This is a genomic window from Nocardia sp. CDC159 (assembly GCF_023740735.1).
In the GTDB taxonomy this organism is placed as follows: domain Bacteria; phylum Actinomycetota; class Actinomycetes; order Mycobacteriales; family Mycobacteriaceae; genus Nocardia; species Nocardia pulmonis.
Map to the genome: position 1 here is coordinate 407,480 of NZ_JAMRXH010000002.1, position 17,384 is coordinate 424,863.

The following is a 17,384-nucleotide window of genomic DNA, read 5'->3' on the forward strand; positions in this document are numbered from 1 at the left end:
GTTACATGCCGAACGGTCCGTCATCAGGAAAATCGGCACACCGTTACGGCGTATCACCGCATCCGGTCAAGCATTTCGCATTCACCTGTGAAGAGACACAAACATCATCCCGCCCGAGCCGCGTTGCGGCACAAACAGATCCACCCCCGTTTCGGTTCACCGGAATGCAATTCTGCGTTCGCCCGGTAAAGTTCACTCCGCAACGAGGGCCCGCAATCGACTCGCGGTCCGATCCAGATCACGCACCCCGGCCCCCGTCCCGACGAGCTCCTCGCGCGACATGTGCGCATACAGGATGAGCTCGGCGTCGACGTCGTAGAGCACATCGACGAGGTACACGAATCGAGTCACCCAATCCCCCGGCACCGCACGCAGCGCCGGTACCTCACACACCGTCCAATGCCGGAATCTGCGCGCCATATCCAGAAAATCCGCCGCGGACAATGGATTCCCGCACAGCTGATCGAAATCGACGACGATCGTGTCCGATTCCACCGCACGGGCTCGGATCCGGCCGTGCCCGACCGGAATTTCCACCCCGCCCGCAATCGCCACCGATCCCACGATGTACCGCCCCGCCGAGAATCCCCACCGATGATCACCACCACCGCGATAGTCGCACGGCCCGTCGACCGCCACCACATCCAGTCGCGCGCGAATTCGCTCGATGGCCGGCACGAAGCGATCGTGCCACAGCGGATTCGGCAGCAATTCCTCGGGAAGGTAGTTCGAGGTGACCACCAGCACCACCCGACGCGCGAACAGCCAGTCGAGCAGCCGTGCGACGAACATGGCGTCCCCGATATCGTGCACATGGAACTCGTCGAAGCAGATCAGCTCCGCATCCCCCACCAGCGCGGCCAGCCCCGCCTCGAACGATCCGGTCGCGGCAATCCGCTCGCCGACGAGGAACTGCACCGCCGCCTGACCGGGTGCCTGTTCTCCCATGAACACGCGGGCAGACTTTTCACCGCCCTCGGCGCGGCCGACCCCGACCAGGCGGCCGCCGATTTCATCGCCGTGCTCGAGGGGCTGGTCTTCGATCGCTTCGCCGGGCGCCGCAATTCCATGCCCGCGGGCACGCCCGACAGCACCGCGCGGCTCACCGGCGTCCTGCGAGCACAGCTACGCAGCGTCGCTGCCTCCGCAGCGCGCTCGGACCCGCCGATCGGCGGCTATCGCAACGAAAACCCGCTCGGCTCAACAGAAATCGACGCGCGGCTGCACCGCGGATTCGATCTCTAGCGGTCCGCCTCAATTCGCGCTGAGCACCAGCCCCGAGGTGGGCACCCCCGTACCCGCCGTGACCACGATGTGCTCCAGGCCCTCGACCTGGTTGACCGATGTGCCGCGGATTTGGCGGACCGCCTCGGAGATGCCGTTCATGCCGTGGATGTAGGCCTCGCCGAGTTGGCCGCCGTGGGTGTTGAGGGGGAGGCGGCCGCCTCGTTCTATGGCGCCGTCGGCGATGAAGTGTTTGGCGTCGCCGCGGCCGCAGAAGCCCAGTTCCTCGAGTTGCATCAGGACGAAGGGGGTGAAGTGGTCGTAGAGGATGGCTGCTTGCATATCGTCGGGGCGTAGGCCGCTCTGGGTCCAGAGTTGGTGGCCGACCAGGGCCATTTCGGGTAGGCCGGTCATGGCGTCGCGGTAGTAGCTGGTCATGACGTACTGGTCGGGGCCGGAGCCCTGGGCGGCGGCGGCGATGACGGCGGGACGCTGGGGTAGGTCGCGGGCCCGCTCGACGCTGGTGACGACGATCGCGACCGCGCCGTCGGTCTCCTGGCAGCAATCGAGCAGGTGCAGCGGCTCGGCGATCCAGCGCGAATTCTGGTGCTCCTCCAGGGTGATCGGCTTGCCGTAGAAGTGCGCGGCCGGGTTGACGGCCGCGTGTTTGCGGTCGGCGACCGCGATCCGCCCGAAATCCGCGCTGGTCGCGCCGTAGACGTGCATATAGCGCCGGGCCACCATCGCCACCTGGGCCGCGGGCGTGCCCAGGCCCTGCGGGTAGCCCCAGGCGGCGTCCACGCCCGAGGAGGTCGGCGCGGTCGCCAATTGCGTGGAGAACTGGCCGAATCGGTGCCCGGAGCGCTCGTTGAAACCACGGTAGGCCACCACGACGTCCGCGATGCCGGTGGCCACGGCCATCGCCGCCTGCTGCACGGTCGCGCACGCCGCGCCGCCGCCGAACGGAATATTGCTGAAGAAGGTCAGATTCGGAATCCCGACCGCCCGCGCCACGGCGGCTTGGGTGTTGGTGTCCATCGTGAACGTCGTCAGCCCGTGCACATCCGCTGCGCTGAGCCCGGCGTCGTCGAGTGCGGCCGTGACCGCCTCGGCCGCCAGCCGCAGTTCGCTTCGCCCGGAATCCTTCGAGAAGTCCGTCGCGCCGATTCCGACGATCGCGGCCTTGCCGCCGAGTGCGCTGCTCATACCTTCTCCCGCAGTGCGATTACGACCTCGGCCTGGATGTGCTCGCCCAGGCTGTCACGACCGACGACCTCGATATGGATGTCGCCGTCCGCGACGGCGGTGACGGTGCCCGACAGCGTGAGCGTGTCCCCGGCGTAGAGCGGCACGCCCAGCCGCACCGCATTGGATTTCACGACCGCCCCCGGCCCCGCCCAGTCGGTGACGAAGCGCTGCACGAGCCCCATATCGGTGAGGATGTTGACGAAGATGTCCTTCGAACCGCGCGCCACCGCCTTGTCGCGATCATGGTGCACGTCCTGAAAGTCCCTGGTCGCCAGCGCGCTCGACACCACGAAGGTGGGGTCGGCGTGAATCACCAACTCCGGCAACGTCGTTCCGACCGTGACGGCGGCCGGTTCCAGCGTGGCGGTCATACGCTCACCTTCCAATACGGCAGCACGGTGTCGTCGTCGAGCCTTTCGAAGGCGATCTCGACCGGCAGATCGATGCGCACGGCCTCGGGCGCCACCCCGCGCAGCTCGCCCAGGAAGCGCACGCCCTCCGCCAATTCGACCAGCGCCACCACATAGGGCAGCGTCCGCCCGGGCACCCGCGGCGCATGATGGACGACGTAGCTGAACACCCGGCCCCGCCCGGAGGCGACGATGTAATCGGTCGTCTCGGACCTGTCCTGCCACAGCGCCGGTATCGGCGGATGGCGCAGCGTCCCGTCGGGCAGCCGCTGGATGCGCAGCTCCCCGAGTTTCGCTCCCTCCCAGAAGAATTCGGTGTCGCGAGAGATGATAGGGCGCACCCGCTGGCTCGTACCCTCCTGCGACTCGGCCTTTTTACCGGTTCCGGGCGCGAATTTCAGCATCCGGAACCGCATCTCGGTGACCGCCTCCTCGCCCACATACCAGGTCAGCACGTAGGTCGCGAACCAGCCCTCGCCGAGCGCGGTCCGCTTGGGCCCCACCAGATCCCGCAGTCGCGTGCGGGCCTGCACCCGCTCGCCGATCTCCAGATAGCGGTGATAGGTCTGCTCGCAGTTGGTGGCGACGACCGAGGTGTAGCCGGCCGCGTCGAGCAGCGCGTTGACGGCGTTCATCGGATCGTCGGCCGGGCGCGCGCCGTGCAGGCCCGGCATGGTCCACACCTGGGCCATGGCCGGCGGGGCGACGATGCCGGGATGTCCGGCCGCGCGCGCGGCGTCGGCGTCGACATAGATCGGATTGCGATCGCCGATGGCCTCGACCCAGTTGTTGATCATCGGCTGATTCACCGGATCGCGGGCCACCCGCGGCGCGCACTCCCCCGCCGCCTCGATCCGCTCGCCCGCGGCGCGAATCTCCGCCGCTGTCATGGTTTCCGGCACGGCAGACTCCTATCTCGGTACGCGCGGCAGCCGCAGCCCGGCGGTGGCGATCAGCTCGCGCATGATCTCGTTGACCCCGCCGCCGAAGGTCACCACCAGATTCTGTTTGGTGCGCCGGTCCAGCCAGGTCAGCAGTTCGGCGGTGGCCGGATCGGCGTAATCGCCGTGGCGACCGACGATCTCCTCGGCGAGGCGACCGGCCTCCTGCAGCGCCTCGGTGGAATAGACCTTGGTGGCCGAGGCGTCGGCGATCATGCCCGCCGGATCGGCTGCGTCATTGCGGCGTCCGCGGGTCCCTGCGTGGTTACGCAAGCTGCCGCCTCCGGTCCCGTCGCTTCCACCGGCGGCATGATCGGCATTCGCCGCGACCTGCCAGTTCAGCAACTCGTTGAGTCGGACCATCGCGTGCAGGCGGCCCAGTGAGCGCCGCACATCGCTCTCCCCCAGCACGCCGCGCCGCAGCGCCCATTCGCGCACCCGGTCGTAGAGCTGTTCGATCTTGCCCGCGGGGCCGAGGCTGATCCGCTCGTGATTGAGCTGGGTGGTGATCAGTCGCCAGCCGTCGTTCTCCGCGCCGACGAGCATGTTCGCCGGAACCCGGACGTTGTCGAAGTAGGTGGCATTGGTGTGATGCGCGCCGTCGCAGGTGATGATCGGGGTCCAGGAGTAGCCCGGATCGGTGGTGTCCACGATGAGGATGGTGATGCCGCGGTGGCGCGACTCCGCGGTGCCGGTGCGGCAGGCCAGCCAGATGTAGTCGGCCTCGTGCGCGCCGGTGGTGAACACCTTCTGCCCGTTGACGATCCAGTCGCCGTTCGCGTCGCGCACCGCACTGGTCCGCAGCGCGGCCAGATCGGTGCCCGCCTCGGGCTCGGAGTAGCCGATGGAGAAGTGCACATCGCCGGAAAGTATGGCGGGCAGGAACTTTCGCTTCTGCTCCGCGGTGCCGAACTGCTGCAGGGTGGGACCGACGGTCATCAGCGTCACCAGCGGCAGCGGCACATCGGCACGGGCCGCCTCGTTGTAGAAGATCTGCTGTTCGACCGGCCCGAAGCCCTGTCCGCCGTACTCGGTGGGCCAGCCCACACCGAGCCAGCCGTCGCGGCCCATCCGGCGCACCACCGCGCGATAGGCGTCGCCATGGCGGTTGACCGCCATCTCGGCCTCCTCCTCGGAAGTCACGAGATCGGCGAAATATGAACGCAATTCGTCGCGCAGGCGGCGCTGCTCGGGGGTCAGGTCGATGAACATCGGGCTCCCAAACGATCCAGCCGGAACGACGCGCCGCCGAGCCAGCGGGCGATGTCCTTGGCCTGTGAGTAGTAGCGATGCAGCGGGTGGGTCACGTCGACGCCGATGCCACCGTGCAGGTGGTGGCACTTCTGCATGGCCACGGGCAGCTCCGCGGCCACCGCGTAGGCCAGCACGTCCAGGTCGTCGTCGATCCGCTCCTGGTGTTCCGGGCTCGGATCGAGCTGGGCCAGCGCCCAGTTCGCCGACGCCGCGGCCACGTGCAGGGTGCGCGAGGTTACGTACACATCGGCGATCTGCTGGGCCACCGCCTGGAATTCGGCCAACGGGCGACCGAACTGATGGCGGGTGCGCACATGTTCGGCGGTCAGCGCCAGCGCGCCCTTCACCAGTCCGTCCGCGACCGCTCCGAGGCACGCCAGCGCCAGTCGGTGCAGCTCGCCCAGGCCGTCGGGCAGCAGCTGCCCGGCCGGAATACGCACATCCTCCAAATGCACCGAGAATTCCGGCATTCCGGTCGAGGCCGGAGTCTCCAGCAGCGTCACGCCGGGCGCATCGGCCTCGACGACGGCTATGCCCGAATCGGTCGGCACCAGCAGCCACCGCGCCTGCGCGGCATAGGGCACGGCCACCTTGTGGCCGCTGATGCGCACCGTATCGCCCTCGGCGACCGCGGTGGTCTCCGGCTTCACAGCGAACGGCGCGCCCGGCTCGTTCAGCGCGGCGGTCAGCACCGCACCCTCGGCCACCGCCGGAAAGATCCTCTCCGCCAGCGCATCCGGGGCCGTGCGGAGCAGTGGCAGCACCCCGAGGCCCAGCGTCGCCAGCGCGGGCACCTGGACGGCGTCGGTGGCCAGCTCGGTCAGCAGGGCGCAGACCTCCGGCAGGCCCATGCCGTCTCCGCCGAAGCGCTCCGGCAGCGCCACCAGTAACAGTCCGCTGTCCACCACCGCCGGCCACAGCGCCATATCCCGCGCGCTGTCGCGTTCCAGCAAACTCACGACAACCTCGGCGACCGCGTCCTGGCTCTCGTCGTAGTCGAAATCCAATTCAATGCTCCCGGTTGAGGTGTGGATTCAGCCGTGCGATTCGCGCGGGAGCCCGAGAATCCGTTCGCCGGCCACGGTCAAAAGGATCTGCTCGGTGCCCCCCGCGATCGACAAACAGCGCGTCAGCAGGAATTCTTTCACCACATCCGAATCCTGTGCGCCCGCCACACCAGCGAGTTCGACGGCGAATTCGGCGACCTGCTGACGATGCCGGACACCGACGAGTTTGCGAACGCTACTTTGCGCTCCGGGATCGATCCCGGCCAACATCCGCTGCGCGGCGCGCGTCTCCAGCAAAAGTCCGGCGACGGCATCGGCGACCAGAGCGCCCAGGCGATCGGCAATCAATTCCGCACCCGGCCCGACGGCCGGAGCGGTCGCTATCAGACGCTCGAGTTCGTCGCCGATCCCGCTGCCGCCCATCGCCACCCGTTCCGAGGACAAGGTGGAACGCGCGATTTTCCATCCCGCGCCCAATTCGCCGACCAGGCAGTCGTCGGGCACGAAGACATCGTCGAGGAACACCTCCGAGAACCGCGCCTCGCCGGTGATCTGCACCAGCGGCCGCACCTCGATACCCGGACTGCTCATATCGACCAGGAAATAGCTGATGCCCCGATGTTTGGGCGCCGAGGCATCGGTGCGGGCCAGACAAATCGCCCAGTTCGCTACATTCGCCAGCGAGGTCCAGACCTTCTGACCGCGCAATCGCCAGCCGCCCGCGGCCCGGGTCGCCGTGGTGCGCAGCGCCGCCAGATCCGAGCCGGCGTCGGGCTCGCTGAACAGCTGGCACCACACGACCCGACCGCGCAGCGTCGCATCGGCGAAGCGCTCGATCTGTTCCGGGGTGCCGTACTGCAGCAGCGTGGGCACCGCCCAGTTGCCGATCTGGATGTCGGGCACCGCGATCGCGGCCCGGCGCACCTGTTCGTCGATGAGCGTGCGCAGGATCGGTCCCGCGCCGCGGCCGTACGGGCGCGGCCAGTGCGGGGCGAGTAATCCGGTGTCCACCAGGGCGTCTCGCTGCCGTTGCGCCGGAAGCGCCGCGATCCGCGCGAGATCCGCGGCCAGTTCGGCGGCCTCCCCGGCGTCGAGTCCGACCACGTCCCAGGCCGTCGCGGCGGGGTCCTCGTCGAAGCCGAGATCGAGTCCGACGGTTCGCCTCCGGCCCTGGCGCACCAGCTCGGCCACCCGCGCCCGCCAGCGCGCCGACCCGCCCAGCAGCTGCCGCAGGGCCACCGCCCGGCGCAGATACAAGTGCGCGTCGTGCTCCCAGGTGAAGCCGATGCCGCCGAGCACCTGGATGCAGTCCTTGGCCGTCTCGACCGCCGCGTCCAGGGCGACGGTCAGGGCGATGGCGGCGGCCAGCGGCAGCTCGTCGGTGCGGGCGTCCACGGCCGCGGCCGCGTCGGCGGCGACCGCGCGAATCAGCTCGGCGCGGCACAGCATCCAGGCGCAGATGTGCTTGACGGCCTGGAATTCGCCGATCTTGCGGCCGAACTGCTCACGCACCTTCGCGTATTCGGTCGCGGTCTCGAGGCACCACCCGGCGATGCCCGCGGCCTCGGCGGCGACGAGGGCCGCGGTGAGATCGGCTACGGCGTAGGAGTTTTCGAACAGCTGCCCGGCCGCGACCCGGACGCCGGCGCATTCGACGCGAGCCAGCGGCATACTCGCATCCAGCGGTGCGAGCGGAACGATGTGCAACCCTTCGGCATTCGCAGGCACCAGACACCAGCGCCCGCCGTCCACCGGCAGCAGCACGGCCGTGCCGTCGGCCGCCCCGAGCACCGTGTCCCAGACCCCGGTCAGCTCGGTCCCCTTGGCGGACAGGGCAACCGGGTCACCCAGCGCGACACCGCACGGGGTATCCTCGGCCAGCGCCCCGCCGGTGACCAGGCCCGCGAGCGCGGTGGTCAGGACCGGTCCGCCGACGAGATCGTGGGCCGCCTGTTCGATGAGGACCGCCAGGTCGCTCACCGAGCCGTCGGCGCCCCCGGCGGAATCACCGACGGCGACGCGGAAGATGCCCAGGTCCACCAGACTCGGCCAGAATTCGCGCCAGTACCCCGGCGAACCGGTGCGCATTGTTGCAATCGGCCGGATCGACGCGGCCCATCCGCGCATCGACTCCTGGACCGCTTTATGCTCGTCAGTGGTGGCGATGCTCACACTGCATACCGCCTTTCCGGCGTGACTCCCACACCTAGAACATGTTCTAATATTCGAGCCGGGCGGAAGTCAAGAGACGATCCCGCCGCGGGCAGCGACGCACCCCAGCCGCAGATACGACGTTTGCAGGAAAGGACTTTCACCGATGGCCAGTCCCTCCCGAGAGCAGGCAGCCGACTCGGGTGCCCAGAACGGGGGCCGCCCCCGGGCCACCCCGGTCAGCACGCTCAGCGAGGACGAGCTCAGCTCGGCCGCGCAGCGGGAGCGGCGCAAGCGCATCCTCGACGCCACCCTCGCGCTGGCATCCAAGGGCGGCTACGACGCGGTGCAGATGCGTGCGGTCGCCGAGCGCGCCGACGTCGCGGTGGGCACGCTCTACCGCTACTTCCCCTCCAAGGTCCACCTGCTGGTGTCGGCGCTGGCGCGGGAGTTCGAACAGTTCGAGAGCAAGCGCAAACCGCTGGCCGGGCAAACCCCGCGCGAACGCATGCATCTGCTGCTGACCCAGGTCACCCGGGCCATGCAGCGCGATCCGCTGCTCACCGAGGCCATGACGCGCGCGTTCATGTTCGCCGACGCCTCGGCCGCCGCCGAGGTCGACCGGGTGGGCCGGGTGATGGACCGGTTCTTCGCGCGCGCCATCGAGGACGGCGAACCGACCGATCGCGACCTGGCCATCGCGCGGGTCATCAGCGATGTGTGGCTGTCCAATCTAGTGGCCTGGCTGACCCGGCGGGCCTCCGCGACGGACGTCACAGAACGGCTCGAACTGACCGTCGACCTGCTGCTGGGCGACAAGTCATAGGAAAGTTTGCCCTCTGTTCCGCGTGGCAAACCAGCTAACGTACCCATGGAGACCGCACAATCTGGGATGCGCACGGCGAGGCGTCTGTAAACGTCTCGTATCACTGCGCGAACAAGCGAGCAAACCTCACCCGCTAGAGTTTCTCGCGCCCTGACATTTCTCCTCCGATCACTAGGTTGGATGCGTGAGCGCACAGGATTTGCCACAGGAACTTCGCCGTGCCTTGTCGGCCGTGGCCCGGATGCCCCGGCTACTGGTCGCATCGGACTACGACGGGACGATCGCGCCCATCGTGTCCGATCCGGCGAAGGCCTACCCCCATCGGGAATCGGTGAGCGCGCTGCGCGCCCTCGCCGGCCTCACCGCCACCACGGCGGCCGTCATCTCCGGCCGGGCGCTGCGGGATCTCGCGGCGCTGTCCCGGCTTCCCGTCGAGGTCCAGCTGATCGGAAGCCACGGTTCGGAATTCGACGTCGGCTTCGTGCACGCCATCGACAACGATGCCAAACAGCTACTGCAGGAAGTACAGAACGCCCTCAACCACATCGCCGAGGACAATCCGGGCGCGGCGGTGGAGATCAAACCGGCCAGTGTCGCGCTGCATGTGCGCAACGCCTCCCCCGAGGTCGGCCGACGCGCACTGCAGCAGGCCCGGCAGGGTCCGGCCAGTTGGGTCGGCGTGCAGGTCACCGAGGGCAAGGCCGTCATCGAACTGGCGGTCATCCAGACCGACAAGGGTGACGCACTGGACATCATCCGCCATCAGGAGGGCGCGTCCGCGGCGGTCTTCTTCGGCGACGATGTGACCGATGAGAAGGCGTTCGCGCGCCTGGCCGGTCCCGATGTCGGCATCAAGGTGGGCGACGGCGAGAGCCTCGCCAGATACCGCGTGGCCAGCACCGAGGAGGTGGCCAAGGCCCTGGCGTATCTGCTCGAGGAGCGGCGCACCTGGCTGGCCGGTGCCTCCGCCCCTCGAATCGAACGGCTGACCATGCTGGCCAGCCCTCGATCCAAGGCCCTCGTCACACCGGACGGCACGGTCACCTGGTTCTGTCACCCCGAACCGGATTCGGCCGCGGTGTTCGCACATCTGCTGGGCGGACCGGAGGCCGGGCATTTCACCATCGCCCCGGAGCGGCCGGGCCTGCCGCTGTCGCAGCGGTATGTGGACGGCACCATGACCGTCGAAACCCGTTGGTCCAGTTTGCAGGTCGTGGACTACCTGCCGCACGACGTGGCGCCGGAGCGCACCGACCTGACCCGGGTGATCACCGGTGACGCCCGCGCGGTGGTGACCTTCGCGCCGCGGCCGGAGTTCGGTCAGGTGCCGGTGAGCATCGACCGTGAACCCGCGGGCCTGCGGGTGCACGGCACCAACGATCCGATCGTGCTCCGCTCGCCGGGTGTGCAGTGGGAGATCGTCGAGGAGGGCATCCACCAGACCGCGCGCGCGGTCATCGATCCCTCCCGCGGTCCGGTCGTGCTCGAAATGCGTTGCGGTACCTCCGACCTGGCCCCGGCCATGGTCGGCGAGCTGGAGCGCCGCCGTGAGGCCGAGCGGTACTGGCGGGACTGGGCCGAACAGCTGGAGCTGCCGCCGCTGAAGCCGGATCTGATGAAGCGGTCCGCGCTCACGCTGCGCGGGCTGGTGCACGCGCCGTCGGGTTCGATCCTGGCCGCGGCCACCACCTCGCTGCCGGAGGACATCGGCGGCGTGCGCAACTGGGACTACCGCTACTGCTGGCTGCGCGACGCCTCGCTGACCGCGCACGCGCTGGTGACGCTGGGCTCGCTGACCGAGGCCGAGGAGTTCCTGGCCTGGACCCACCGGGTGTTGGAGACGCTGGCCGGTCCGGAGCGGCTGCATCCGCTCTACACGCTCTACGGGGAGACGCTGCCGCCCGAGGCGGTCATCGATTCGCTGCCCGGCTACGCCGGATCGCGGCCGGTGCGCGTCGGCAACGCGGCGAATATGCAGGTGCAGCTCGACGTGTTCGGTCCGATCGTGGATCTGATCGCCGCGCTGGCCGACGCCCGCGAGCGCAAGGGCATCACCGATCCGGCCAAGGCGCTGCCCGATCAGGACTGGGAGCTGGTGCATGCCATGGTCTCGGCGGTGCAGCGGCGCTGGCGCGAACCCGACCACGGCATCTGGGAGATCCGCGGCAATCCCCGTCATCACGTGTATTCGAAGGTGATGGGTTGGCTGACCGTCGATCGCGCGTTGAAGCTGGCGGAGAAGTTCAACCGCCGCGTCGACCCGGCCTGGGCCGAACTGCGCGAGACCATCGCCGAGGAGGTCAAGGTCAAGGGCTGGAACGAGGAGGTGCAGTCCTACACCGCGGCCTACGACGGCACCGATCTGGACGCGGCGACCCTGCACATCGGGCTGAGCGGGCTGATCGATCCGTCCGATCCGCGCTTCGCGGCGACCGTGGTGGCCACCGAGGCCGAGCTGCGCAGCGGTTCGACCGTGTACCGGTACCACCACGACGACGGACTGCCCGGCGGCGAGGGCGGTTTCCACCTCTGCGCGGCCTGGCTGGTCGAGGCGTATCTGCTGATCGGCAAGCGGTCCGATGCCGAGGCGCTGTTCGCCCAGCTGGTCGACGTGGCCGGGCCGACCGGACTGCTGAGCGAGGAGTACGACCCGGTCGCCGAGCGTTCGCTGGGCAACCATCCGCAGGCCTACAGCCATCTCGGTCTGCTGCGCTGTGCGCAGCTGCTGAGCCAGCCGGTTCCGGCGCTGGCATCGTAGTTCGATCACCCTCGGTGGGGCTCGCGACCGTCGTCGCGGGCCCCACCGTCGTGTCGAGGAGCACAGGGCGAATCCGGTGGATCGATACCAATGGTTCTGGACACGTGCGCTACATTAAATGGAAATCGTTTCCGTTAAGTGTGCTGTGCAGGAGTGCCCGGGCGTGACCAGAAGTTTTGTCGTTCGATCAGCCGCCGCCGCGATGGGTATCGCGGCCGCGGCCACGTTGGCCGCCTGTGGGAACTCCTCCGGCGACGCCGGTGACCGCATCATCGTCGCGTCCACCAGCGCGTGGGGCAGCGTGGCCGCGGCGGTCGCCGGGCCGGATATGACCGTCGAGTCGATCATCGACAAACCCACCGACGATCCACACGAGTACCAGACCAGTCCGTCGGACGCGGCCAAGCTGCGCGAGGCGGCGCTGGTGGTCTACAACGGCGGGCATTATGACGAGTTCGCCGAAAAGGCCGCCGCGGGGCGCGACAAGCCGAGCATCAACGCCTTCGAATTACGCACGGGTGCGGCGAAGTCCGACGACAACGAGCACATCTGGTACGACCTGAACACCGTCGCCGCCGTCGCGGAGCAGATCGCCACCCGGCTGGGCTCGATCGACGCCGAGCACGCGCAGGCGTATACCGAGCGGGCCAACGCCTTTCGGGCGAAGCTGAGCGAGATCAGCGCGATCACCGGCCGAATCGCGGCCGAGCATCCGAAATCGCCGGTGCTGCAGACCGAACCGCTCGCGCACTACCTACTGGTCGCCGCCGGGACCGACGATCGCACCCCGCGCGCCTTCGCCGAGGCCGTCGAACAGGGCACCGATCCGGCGCCCGCCGATGTCGCCGCGGTGCGGGAGCTGTTGAACGGCAAGCAGGTTCGCGCGCTGATCTACAACAAGCAAACCGAGGACAAGACCACGCGGGATGTGGCCGCGGCCGCGCGGGCCGCGGGTGTGCCGGTGGTCGAGGTGACCGAGACCCTGCCGGAGAACACCGACTATCTGCAATGGCAGATCGGAAACGCCCAGGCGCTCGCCAAGGCTCTGGGCTGACGAGGGGAGCCGCGATGTCCGGGAAGGTCGATACCAGCGAACGTGTTGCAACCGGGGTGAGCACCACCGCGGGCATCGAACCCGTCCTCGCCGAATCCGACTGCCCGTTCGGCCCGGACTGCGCCGAGCCTGCCGACACCCCGGCGGTGCGGCTGCGCGACGCGCGGCTGACCTTCGGCGAGCGAACGCTGTGGGATGGACTGGATCTGGATATCGCCGCCGGTGAATTCGTCGCGGTGCTCGGGCCGAACGGCTCCGGGAAGACCTCGATGCTGCGCATGCTGCTGGGCCAGATCGCGCCCAGCGCGGGCCGGGTGGAGATCGCGGGTGCGCCCGCGCGGCTGGGCAATCCGCATATCGGCTATGTGCCGCAGCAGAAGACGTTCGATGCCGGGGTGCAGCTGCGCGGGGTGGATCTGGTCGGCCTCGGCGTGGACGGACATCGCTGGGGGCTGGGCTGGCGCGGGCGCAAGGAGCGGCGGCGCCGGGTCGCCGACGCGATCGACCAGGTCGGCGCGGGGCATTTCGCGCACGCGCCGCTGGACGCGCTCTCCGGCGGTGAGCAGCAGCGGCTGCGGGTGGCCCAGGCGCTGGTCGGCGATCCGCGCGTCCTGCTGTGCGACGAACCGCTGCTGAGCCTGGATCTGGCGAATCAGCGGCTGGTGGCGGAGCTGATCGACGCCCGCCGCAGGAATCACGGCACCGCGGTGCTGTTCGTGACCCACGAGATCAATCCCGTGCTGCCGCTGGTGGATCGGGTGCTGTACCTGGTCGACGGGAAGTTCCGGATCGGCCCGCCGGACGAGGTGATGACCTCGGAGGTGCTCTCCGAGCTGTATCGCACCCGGATCGATGTGCTGCGGGTGCGCGGGCGGCTGGTGGTCGTGGGCGGCGAGGGCGAGCTGTGATCGACAAGCTGTCCGACGTCTTCGCCAAGATGCTCGACTTCGGGGTCACCGCGAATCTGCTGTCCTACGACTTCGTCCAGCAGGCGGTGCTGGCGGCGGCGCTGCTGGGACTGCTGGCCGGGGCGATCGGCCCGCTGATCGTGAGCCGCCAGATGTCGTTCGCGGTGCACGGCACCAGCGAGCTGTCGCTGACCGGGGCCGCGGCCGCGCTGCTGGCCGGAATCGGCGTCGGGGTGGGCGCGATCGCCGGCTCGGTGGTCGCGGCCGTGCTGTTCGGGGTGCTGGGTGCGCGTGCGCGGCAACGGGATTCGGCCATCGCGGTGGTGCTGTCGTTCGGGCTCGGCCTGTCGGTGCTGTTCCTGTGGCTCGGGCCGACCCGGGCGGGCTCCAAATTCTCGCTGCTGACCGGCCAGGTGGTCAGCGTCGGCAACAGCGGCCTGACCCTGCTCACCGTCTGCACGATCGGGGTGCTGCTGGTACTCGCCCTGATCTACCGCCCCCTGCTGTTCGCCAGCACCGACCCCGAGGTCGCCGTCGCACGCGGCGTTCCGGTGCGCGCGCTGTCGGTGGTCTTCGCGGTCCTGCTGGGCATCACTGCCGCCTTCGGCGTCCAGATCGTCGGCGCCCTCCTGGTCCTGTCCCTCCTGATCACCCCCGCCGCGGCCGCCGCCCAGGTGACGGCCGACCCGGTCCGCGCCACCGTACTCGCCATCACCTTCGCGGAAGTGTCGGCCGTAGGCGGCATCCTGCTCTCCCTGGCCCCCGGCGTCCCGGTCTCCACCTTCATCACGGCCATCTCGTTCGCGATCTATCTCGCCTGCCGCCTCATCGGCACCCGCACCAGAACCCGCCGCCCCACCCCGGCCCCGGCCCCGGCCTAATCGCCGCACCCTTTCCCGCACTCCGCACCCTTTACAACCGCCCCCAAAGGGTGCGAAGCCCCGCAAAGAGTGCGGCGTTCGCGCACCCCTCCGGGCTCTCCGCACCATTTCCCGCGCGCCGCACCCTTTCCCGCGCCTCGCACCCTCTACAACCGCCCCCAAAGGGTGCGAAGCCCCAGAAGGGGTGCGGCGTTCGCATACCACTTCGGGCTCGGCGCACCCCGCGCAGGTCCACTCGCGGGCGGCGTTCGCGCAGCGCTGTTGGGTCGCCGCACCACTTCTCGCGGTTCGCACTGGTTGTGGGTGGCTGGGAAGGGTGCGGTGTGCGGGAAAGGGTGCGAAGTTTGGGCCGCTAGTTGCCGGCCTCGCCCGCGAGGGCGAACAGGCCGTCGGGGGTTTGTTCGATGAGGCCGTCGGTGAGCAGGGAGTCGAGGGCTCGGTCGCGTTGGCCGGGGTCGCGGGTCCAGGCCAGGTCGAGGGCGGGGCGTTCGACCGGGTCCGGGGCGGCGCGTAGGACGTCGAGGAGGCGGCCGCGGGCCTGGCGGTCGGTGCCGTCGTATTTCTGGACGCGGCGGGTGACGGTCGAGGCCGGGCGGCCCGCGGTGACCCAGGCGCAATGCGGGAGTGGGCAGTTGGCGCAGGTGGGGGTGCGGGCCGTGCAGATCAGGGCGCCCAGTTCCATCAGGGCGGCGGAGAACTTCGCGGCGCGGGGGATGTCGTGAGGGAGCAGGGCCTCGGTTTCGAGGAGGTCGCGGGCGGCCGGATTGCCCGCCTCCGCCCGGCCGTGCACGGCGCGGGCGACCACGCGGCGAACATTGGTGTCCACCACGGGGACTCGCTGGCCGTAGGCGAAACAGGCCACCGCGCGGGCGGTGTAGGCGCCGATGCCGGGCAACCCGAGCAGCACCTCGACGTCGGCGGGGACCTCGTCGCCGTGCTCGGCGGCCAGCACCTGGGCGCATTCGTGCAGCCGCAGCGCCCGGCGCGGATAGCCCAGCTTGCCCCAGGCCCGCAGCACCTCCCCCTGCGAGGCGGCCGCCATCGCAGACGGCACCGGCCAGCGCGCCACCCATTCCCGCCAGATCGGCTCGACCCGCACCACCGGCGTCTGCTGCAGCATGATCTCGCTCATCAGGATCTGCCACGCGGTCACGCCCGGCCGCCGCCACGGCAGATCGCGAGCGGTCTCGGTGTACCAGTCGATCAACGCATCGGAATCGATGCTCACCCGTTTACTGTCCTCTCCTATTTGCCCACACGATGCCCGCTGCGCCCGTAAACTCACCACGCCCCGGTACAGACGATTTGCCCGTTCGTAACTTGACGGACTCGCCGGTAGCCCGGCCTGTATGGAAAATGAGACGCATGCCTCATACCAACCCGATCAGCGCATGGAAGGCCCTCCGCGAGGGCAATGAGCGGTTCGTCAGTGGCACCCTGCAGCATCCTAGCCAGGGCGCGGCGGACCGGGCGAAGCTCGTGAGCGGTCAGCACCCCTCGGCCATCCTGTTCGGGTGCGGTGACTCCCGCGTGGCCGCCGAGATCATCTTCGACCAGGGGCTCGGCGATATGTTCGTGGTCCGCACCGCGGGCCATGTCGTCGATGCCTCGGTACTCGGCTCCATCGAATACGGCGTGGAGATCTTGAAGGTGCCGCTGATCGTGGTGCTCGGCCACGACAGCTGCGGCGCCGTGCGGGCCACCATCGACGCGCTCGACGGCGGCAACGTCCCGGGCGGCTTCATCCGCAGCGTGGTGGAGCGGGTCACCCCGTCCATTCTGATCGGCCGACGCGAGGGCCTCACCGGGGTCGACGAGCTCGAGGCCCGGCACGTGGTGGAGACCGCGCGGCTGCTCATGCAGCGTTCGATGATCGTCTCCCAGCGCGTGGCCACCGGCGAATGCGCGATCGCCTGCGTCACATACAAACTCGCCGACGGCGAGGTTCAACTGCACCGGGCGATCGGCAACATCGGCGAAGTGGCCTGAGGCGGTCCGACACGCCGTGCCCCTGAGCCGGACGGGCCCGATGGTGCGCTTACCGTTGTTGCCGTGCTGGAACCGACTGGACCGCTGCCGCCCGAGATCTATTGGCGTCGCCGCCTGCTCGCCATCGCGGCCCTGGTGGTCGCGCTCGCGTTGCTGATCTGGCTGGCGGTATTCCTGCTGCGCGGCAACGGCAAGAGCGCGGACAAACCCGCCGCGGCGACCTCGAGCTCCGCGGTCGCCAAACCCGCGGGCGGACCCGGCACGACCGCGTCGAGCACCGCGGAGACGGGCACCGCCAAACCCGCCCCGACGGCGAATGCGACGGCCAGCGGATCGCCGCCGCAGTGCCCGGATCAGTCGCTGGCGCTGAAGGTCACGGTGGCCCAGCCGAACTACAAGTCGGGCGAGCAGCCGGTGTTCCGCATCGTCATCACCAATATCTCCACCGCGGCCTGCAGCCGCGACGTGGGCTCGGGGCTGCAGCAGGTGTCGGTGACCTCGCTCGACGGCCAGCACCGGTTATGGGCGAACACCGACTGCGACCAGGGCGGTCCGGCCGATATGCGCACCCTGGGCGGCGGGCAGCAGGCGGAGTTCACGCTGACCTGGTCGGGTACCACCTCCCAGCCCAGCTGCGCGGGCGAGCGGGTGCCGGTGCCGCCCGGGGGCTATGCCGTTGTCGCGCAGTTCGGTTCGGTACGCAGTGCACCGGAGCCGTTCAATATCGCCTGAC

16 protein-coding genes are annotated in these 17,384 nt (G+C 69.2%); 8 read left to right on the forward strand and 8 right to left on the reverse strand.

Going from position 1 to position 17,384, the window contains the following annotated elements:
* Nucleotides 1-192: 192 nt before the first annotated feature.
* Nucleotides 193-918 (reverse strand): cell division protein ZapE, encoded by a 726-nt coding sequence (gene zapE, locus NDR87_RS05660; RefSeq protein WP_251941078.1) that lies wholly within the window; start codon nucleotides 916-918, stop codon nucleotides 193-195.
* Here zapE and NDR87_RS05665 point away from each other — a divergent pair.
* A complete protein-coding gene (locus NDR87_RS05665) occupies nucleotides 814-1,245 on the forward strand; it encodes a hypothetical protein (RefSeq protein ID WP_251910229.1) in 432 nt (143 codons plus the stop codon). The two genes, zapE and NDR87_RS05665, sit on opposite strands and share 105 nt — an antisense overlap.
* A 9-nt stretch (nucleotides 1,246-1,254) precedes the next feature.
* On the opposite strand, the gene NDR87_RS05670 is transcribed toward NDR87_RS05665, so the two are convergent.
* The 6 genes from NDR87_RS05670 to NDR87_RS05695 are packed head-to-tail and all read right to left on the reverse strand — an operon-like array spanning nucleotide 1,255 to nucleotide 8,256.
* Entirely contained in the window at nucleotides 1,255-2,430 is a 1,176-nt protein-coding gene (locus NDR87_RS05670) for a lipid-transfer protein (protein WP_251909858.1), read from the reverse strand.
* A complete protein-coding gene (locus NDR87_RS05675; RefSeq protein ID WP_251909857.1) occupies nucleotides 2,427-2,843 on the reverse strand; it encodes a MaoC family dehydratase in 417 nt (138 codons plus the stop codon). The genes NDR87_RS05670 and NDR87_RS05675 overlap by 4 nt, the downstream gene beginning before the upstream one ends.
* On the reverse strand, nucleotides 2,840-3,772 hold the full coding sequence (locus tag NDR87_RS05680; protein ID WP_251910204.1) for a bifunctional MaoC family dehydratase N-terminal/OB-fold nucleic acid binding domain-containing protein: 933 nt from the start codon (nucleotides 3,770-3,772) through the stop codon (nucleotides 2,840-2,842). The genes NDR87_RS05675 and NDR87_RS05680 overlap by 4 nt, the downstream gene beginning before the upstream one ends.
* A gap of 21 nt (nucleotides 3,773-3,793) precedes the next feature.
* Nucleotides 3,794-5,035 carry an acyl-CoA dehydrogenase family protein gene (locus NDR87_RS05685; RefSeq protein ID WP_251909856.1) on the reverse strand — a complete coding sequence of 414 codons (1,242 nt, stop codon included), beginning with the start codon at nucleotides 5,033-5,035 and terminating at the stop codon, nucleotides 3,794-3,796.
* Nucleotides 5,020-6,084, reverse strand: coding sequence for an acyl-CoA dehydrogenase family protein (locus tag NDR87_RS05690; protein WP_251909855.1), 1,065 nt, complete (start codon nucleotides 6,082-6,084; stop codon nucleotides 5,020-5,022). Before NDR87_RS05690 ends, NDR87_RS05685 begins: the two co-directional genes overlap by 16 nt.
* Before the next feature lie 27 nt (nucleotides 6,085-6,111).
* Nucleotides 6,112-8,256, reverse strand: coding sequence for an acyl-CoA dehydrogenase family protein (locus NDR87_RS05695; RefSeq protein WP_251909854.1), 2,145 nt, complete (start codon nucleotides 8,254-8,256; stop codon nucleotides 6,112-6,114).
* A gap of 145 nt (nucleotides 8,257-8,401) precedes the next feature.
* Here NDR87_RS05695 and kstR point away from each other — a divergent pair, with 145 nt between their 5' ends.
* The 5 genes from kstR (at nucleotide 8,402) to NDR87_RS05720 (ending at nucleotide 14,662) form a co-directional block, all read left to right on the forward strand.
* The gene (gene kstR / locus NDR87_RS05700) at nucleotides 8,402-9,061 is read left to right on the forward strand and encodes a cholesterol catabolism transcriptional regulator KstR (protein WP_251909853.1); all 660 of its coding nucleotides are present in this window, start codon (nucleotides 8,402-8,404) and stop codon (nucleotides 9,059-9,061) included.
* A gap of 184 nt (nucleotides 9,062-9,245) precedes the next feature.
* The gene (otsB, locus tag NDR87_RS05705; RefSeq protein ID WP_251909852.1) at nucleotides 9,246-11,819 is read left to right on the forward strand and encodes a trehalose-phosphatase; all 2,574 of its coding nucleotides are present in this window, start codon (nucleotides 9,246-9,248) and stop codon (nucleotides 11,817-11,819) included.
* 163 nt (nucleotides 11,820-11,982) lie between these two features.
* On the forward strand, nucleotides 11,983-12,873 hold the full coding sequence (locus NDR87_RS05710) for a metal ABC transporter solute-binding protein, Zn/Mn family (protein ID WP_372494082.1): 891 nt from the start codon (nucleotides 11,983-11,985) through the stop codon (nucleotides 12,871-12,873).
* Nucleotides 12,874-12,887: 14 nt separating this feature from the next.
* Nucleotides 12,888-13,781 (forward strand): metal ABC transporter ATP-binding protein, encoded by an 894-nt coding sequence (locus NDR87_RS05715; RefSeq protein ID WP_251909851.1) that lies wholly within the window; start codon nucleotides 12,888-12,890, stop codon nucleotides 13,779-13,781.
* Nucleotides 13,778-14,662, forward strand: a complete 885-nt coding sequence (locus NDR87_RS05720) for a metal ABC transporter permease (protein ID WP_251909850.1) — start codon at nucleotides 13,778-13,780, stop codon at nucleotides 14,660-14,662. Before NDR87_RS05715 ends, NDR87_RS05720 begins: the two co-directional genes overlap by 4 nt.
* Before the next feature lie 352 nt (nucleotides 14,663-15,014).
* On the opposite strand, the gene NDR87_RS05725 is transcribed toward NDR87_RS05720, so the two are convergent.
* Nucleotides 15,015-15,890, reverse strand: a complete 876-nt coding sequence (locus tag NDR87_RS05725) for an A/G-specific adenine glycosylase (RefSeq protein ID WP_251909849.1) — start codon at nucleotides 15,888-15,890, stop codon at nucleotides 15,015-15,017.
* Between the two features lie 137 nt (nucleotides 15,891-16,027).
* Here NDR87_RS05725 and NDR87_RS05730 point away from each other — a divergent pair, with 137 nt between their 5' ends.
* Together NDR87_RS05730 and NDR87_RS05735 are read left to right on the forward strand one after the other, a co-directional pair.
* Nucleotides 16,028-16,651 (forward strand): carbonic anhydrase, encoded by a 624-nt coding sequence (locus tag NDR87_RS05730; protein WP_251909848.1) that lies wholly within the window; start codon nucleotides 16,028-16,030, stop codon nucleotides 16,649-16,651.
* Between the two features lie 63 nt (nucleotides 16,652-16,714).
* Nucleotides 16,715-17,383 (forward strand): DUF4232 domain-containing protein, encoded by a 669-nt coding sequence (locus tag NDR87_RS05735; RefSeq protein WP_251909847.1) that lies wholly within the window; start codon nucleotides 16,715-16,717, stop codon nucleotides 17,381-17,383.
* Nucleotide 17,384 lies beyond the last annotated feature (1 nt).